The following is a 4,298-nucleotide window of genomic DNA, read 5'->3' on the forward strand; positions in this document are numbered from 1 at the left end:
GATGTAAATACTAAATTGGTCGAAGGAGCTTATATTAAATTACCAAATTATATTAATAGAGAGGAATGGAAAAATGGCTAATGGTAAACAAGAAAATAGTAAGAAAGGTGTGCCAGTTTATCTTTTAAAGCCTGAAAATACCTTTGAAAGATCGAAAAATAATATTCTAAAAGATACACTTCATAATCCTAAAAAGAATCCTCTTTATATCGTTGGTCCTGTAAAGATGAGTCAGGAGGAGCAAAAAGGTATCAAAGAAAATATCCTTAATAAGTATAAAAATGCAGTTAATAAAACTCAAATAAGTGTTAAGGAATATAAAAAAGAACAAGATAAACAGAAGCAAGAAGACTACGAAAAGAAAGGTGATTTATTAACAGAAATGCAAAGTGGTCAGAAAGCTGCTGATTTGTTAATGAATTCTTTAGCAGTAATTGAAGACTCCAAGGTAAGAGTGTTTGATTATGAGATTTTAAAGAAAGATTTTGCTAAAGGTCAGGAAGAATTTGATAAAAAATTTAATCGTAGTAAGCCTGCGATTGATCCTAAGAATTTAGTGAGCATACAAATTCAAAAAGCAAAACAAAAATTAGGTAGCACAGGGGCGGGATTAAAACAAGCTATAGGTAATCAATCAAAAATTTATCATCCACCCCAACCTAATACAAATTCTCGTCAATATCAAGGAGGAGGTATTTCAAATATTAAAGTTGTTGATGTTGGAGAAGCAATTGGTCATGTCGGTAAGGCTGTTGGCACTTGGGGTACTGGAATGGATATTGCTGAAGCGGCAATTTATTTTGAGCAGAATAAACCTGCGGAAGGGACTGCTAAAGTCGCAAGTATAGGTGGTTCCATGTATGGTAGTGGTGTGGCAGTTGGAATAGCCGGAAAAGTTTGCCCTAAAATGGTTAAAGGATCGAAAAGGCCAATAGGGTTGGCAGTTGCAGGATTGAGTTGTTTTGGGATCTTATGGTATGCAGGCGACAAAACAGGTGGTGATGTTGCGGAAGGGTTAATTATGGATATGACAAGTATGACAGCAGAAGAGAAGCAGCAATATCATAAAGAGTTACAGGAGCAATATGGTGTCGGAATGTATGAAGAACATATACTTTCAAGTGATTAACTTTAGGTTTGTGGAATAATGTGATGAAATTTCGTTTTTTATTGATTTTAAGTGTTATTTTAACCTCTGCATGTAGTGAAGGTAGTCAAAATAGTACACAAGGTACTCTAACCAAAGATTACAGAAAAGTTTCCGATTACAAGTCGAAGGAAGACTTAGAGAAAGCGGCGAAAGCGAATGATCCTGAAGCATTGTTTGTATTAGGTTCTATGTATGCGACAGGTGAAGGTGTTGAATTTAACCAGAAGAAGGCATTTGAATTATTCGAAAAATCTGCAAAACTCGGTTCTTCTAATGCCATGTTGCAATTAGGATTAATTTATCGGAATGGTAATGATTTAATAAAAAAAGATGATTTAAAAGCCTTAAAGTGGTTTGAACAGGGGGCTAAAAAAGGTAATCCTTCAGCTATACATAATCTAGGCGTTTCATATTATAAAGGATTAGGTATAACAGAAGATAAAGCGAAAGCTTTCAAGTATTTTAGTCAATCTGCAGAATTAGGCTTACTACAATCACAGGTAATAGTTGCGGGTCTTTTATACAACGGTGAAGGTGTAACTAAGGACCATAAAAAGGCTTTTGAGTGGGCATTAAAAGCAGCCAATCAGGGGGATGTTGAGTCGCAAAACAATATTGGTTTAGCTTATGAAAATGGAGATGGAGTTGCAAAAGACCCGGTACTTGCTAAAAAATGGTTTGAAAAAGCGGCTAATAATGGTTTTGTATTAGGGCAATATAACCTTGCGCTTAAGTATTATAATGGTAATGGTGTAGAGCAAAATTTTTCGAAATCAATTGAGTATGCGGAAAAAGCAGCGAATGCGCAGAATAAAGCTGCTATACAATTGTTGGTTGATATCTATTCAAATGATAGAAATCCTAAATATAATCCTGAGAAAGCTAATTATTGGAAATCTAAGCTCTAATTGAGATTAGCATAAGAATTTTTAAGGCATGTTAATATTAAGTAGGAACATGCCGATTTTTAACTAAGTTATGAAGAAAGAAAATTTTATATTGCTATTACTCTGTACTCTTTTGAATCTTGCTTGTAGCGAAGGTGGAAATAATCATACTGTGACCGATACACACCTAAAAAATCAGTTTATAGCTCTCAAGATGAGCTCAATAAGGCTGCACAAAAAATGATCCTAAAGCTTTATATACTTTGGCTTCTACTTACGCAACAAACAGTACAGATATTGAAGATCAAAAAAAAGCTTTTGAATTATTTGAGCAATCGGCAAAGCTCGGGAATGATGAAGCTATGTTGCAACTTGGCTTAATTTATCAAGAGGGATCAAGTTATATAAATATTGATGACCAAAAAGCGTTAAGTTGGTATAAGCAATCAGCCAAAAAATAATGCTATGGCCTTACACAATGTTGGAATGGTTTATTATGAGGGTATAGGAACTAAATTAGATAAAAAACAGGCTTACGAATATTTTGTTAAGGCAGCGAAACTCGGCTTTTTACAATCACAAAAAATTATTGCCTATCAACTATATACTGGCACAGGGATAAAGAAAGATTTTAAAGAGTCTTTTTATTGGTCACTTAAAGCAGCTCAACAAGGTGATATTAAGTCGCAGAATAATGTTGCACTTAATTATGAAAAAGTTGAGGGCGTTGAAAAAGATCCAATCCAAGCAATGAATTGGTTTCTAAAATCAGTGAATAATGGTAACCCTGAGGCTCAATATAATGTTGCGTTAAAATATTTTGCAGGAAATGGTACTGATCAAGATTTTGATAAATCAATTGAATATGCTGAAAAAGCAGCAAAAGTACAGAATCAAGCAGCGATTCAATTATTAATTAACATCTATTCCGATATAAAAAATCCAAAATATAATACAGAGAAAGCTAATTATTGGAAATCTAAGATTGAACTTGGTAAATAAATGCACATCTGACAGAATTATTTTGATTTAAGTCAAGATGATGTTTTTTTGTTAATTCATCTTTAGCAGCTTTAGGATCCTCTATAGGGTGAATAGCATGTCTGCTAAAAGTGAAGCCTCCAAACATTTGTAGAGATTGTCCTTCAGAAGGAATTGAGCTACGTACAACTTTGAGGCTACCTTTTGTAGGTCCTTGAGGATTTTTTTCAGGAGATTTGTCGTAATACTGTGGATCATACCAGTCTAGCATCCACTCATAATTATCAGTAATCATGTCATAAAGGCCTAGAGGGGTTGCGGGAAACTTTAATAACTCAGGAATATTTCTAAAAGCGTTTAATTTATTTTGTTGATTTTGACGTTGTTCAAAACTCCAAACATTTCTACCATTATCGATTTTACCGTTGTCTGTAGGGTAAAGAATATATTGTCCTCGATTCCGCGCAGCATATTCCCATTGAGCCTCGGTCGGTAAATCCATTTTTAAATTAAGTTGTTTTCCTAACCATTGGCAATAATTTCGGGCTTGTTGCCAATTTACTCCTGCTGCTGAATTGAGAATTCGATCTTGAATTGATAGTTCATCAAATTTACCAATTTTTTCTTGGCCAGTAACTTCTGTGTATATATCAAAGTCAGCATAAGTTGCTTTTGTTGCGCTTAATGCATAATTGTCTAAAGTAACTTTGTGTAAAGGTTTGCTATCAGCATCACTATCGTATGGTAATTTATCTGGACTTTTTTGCTCTCCAAAATCCCCCATCATAAAAGTACCACCTTTAATCTCTACAAGATTCTTTTTTGTTTTATCAAGTAGTTGTTGTAGCTTCTTTTGTTGCTCTGAAGAGAGATTTTGTTTAGTTGTTAATGCTTGGGTTTGCTCTGTATTATTTGTTGATTTTGCGCATGCAGTCAACGTAATACTCGAAAGTAGAATGATGGCTAAATTTTGTTTAATCATCTTATTTAAAAATCATGTGGTTGAGTAGTGATTTGATTATTTTAGTAAGAGACATAAGAGATATAAATAGAGGTTTTGTTATTCGGATGTAGAAATAATTCGCTTTTCTAAAGAGTAAATGTTCAAATATATGACTATAAATTCTTTGCCTTAACATTTTTTTCATAAACTATAATCTTGCTGCAACTTCCTTTTTATCATTTACTCATCTGTAATTTTATTATTTTATCAATTTCCAATGTGATGTAGGCAAGATTCAGAAATATATAATTCTTAAAAATTTGTGATCTGTGTGAAC

3 protein-coding genes and 1 pseudogene are annotated in these 4,298 nt (G+C 33.4%); 3 read left to right on the top strand and 1 reads right to left on the bottom strand.

The window, feature by feature from the left end; genetic code table 11:
- Positions 1-73 precede the first annotated feature (73 nt).
- From HUN22_RS15770 to HUN22_RS18440, 3 genes and pseudogenes are all read left to right on the top strand, one after another.
- Positions 74-1,129 carry a hypothetical protein gene (locus tag HUN22_RS15770; protein WP_174731306.1) on the top strand — a complete coding sequence of 352 codons (1,056 nt, stop codon included), beginning with the start codon at positions 74-76 and terminating at the stop codon, positions 1,127-1,129.
- A gap of 23 nt (positions 1,130-1,152) precedes the next feature.
- Positions 1,153-2,058: a tetratricopeptide repeat protein gene (locus tag HUN22_RS15775; protein ID WP_174731309.1), complete on the top strand. Its 906-nt coding sequence runs from the start codon at positions 1,153-1,155 to the stop codon at positions 2,056-2,058.
- 70 nt (positions 2,059-2,128) lie between these two features.
- Positions 2,129-3,039 (top strand): annotated as a pseudogene (locus HUN22_RS18440) (tetratricopeptide repeat protein).
- Here HUN22_RS18440 and HUN22_RS15785 read toward each other — a convergent pair.
- On the bottom strand, positions 3,017-4,000 hold the full coding sequence (locus HUN22_RS15785) for a formylglycine-generating enzyme family protein (protein WP_174731312.1): 984 nt from the start codon (positions 3,998-4,000) through the stop codon (positions 3,017-3,019). The pseudogene HUN22_RS18440 and the gene HUN22_RS15785 sit on opposite strands and share 23 nt — an antisense overlap.
- Positions 4,001-4,298 lie beyond the last annotated feature (298 nt).

Source organism: Acinetobacter lactucae (genome assembly GCF_013344765.1).
Classification (GTDB): Bacteria; Pseudomonadota; Gammaproteobacteria; order Pseudomonadales; family Moraxellaceae; genus Acinetobacter; species Acinetobacter lactucae_A.

Coding starts and splice junctions, on each gene's coding strand:
- HUN22_RS15775 (WP_174731309.1), top strand. CDS start 1,153: ATGAAATTTCGTTTTTTATTGATTTTAAGTGTTATTTTAACCTCTGCA.
- HUN22_RS15770 (WP_174731306.1), top strand. CDS start 74: ATGGCTAATGGTAAACAAGAAAATAGTAAGAAAGGTGTGCCAGTTTAT.
- HUN22_RS15785 (WP_174731312.1), bottom strand. CDS start 4,000: ATGATTAAACAAAATTTAGCCATCATTCTACTTTCGAGTATTACGTTG.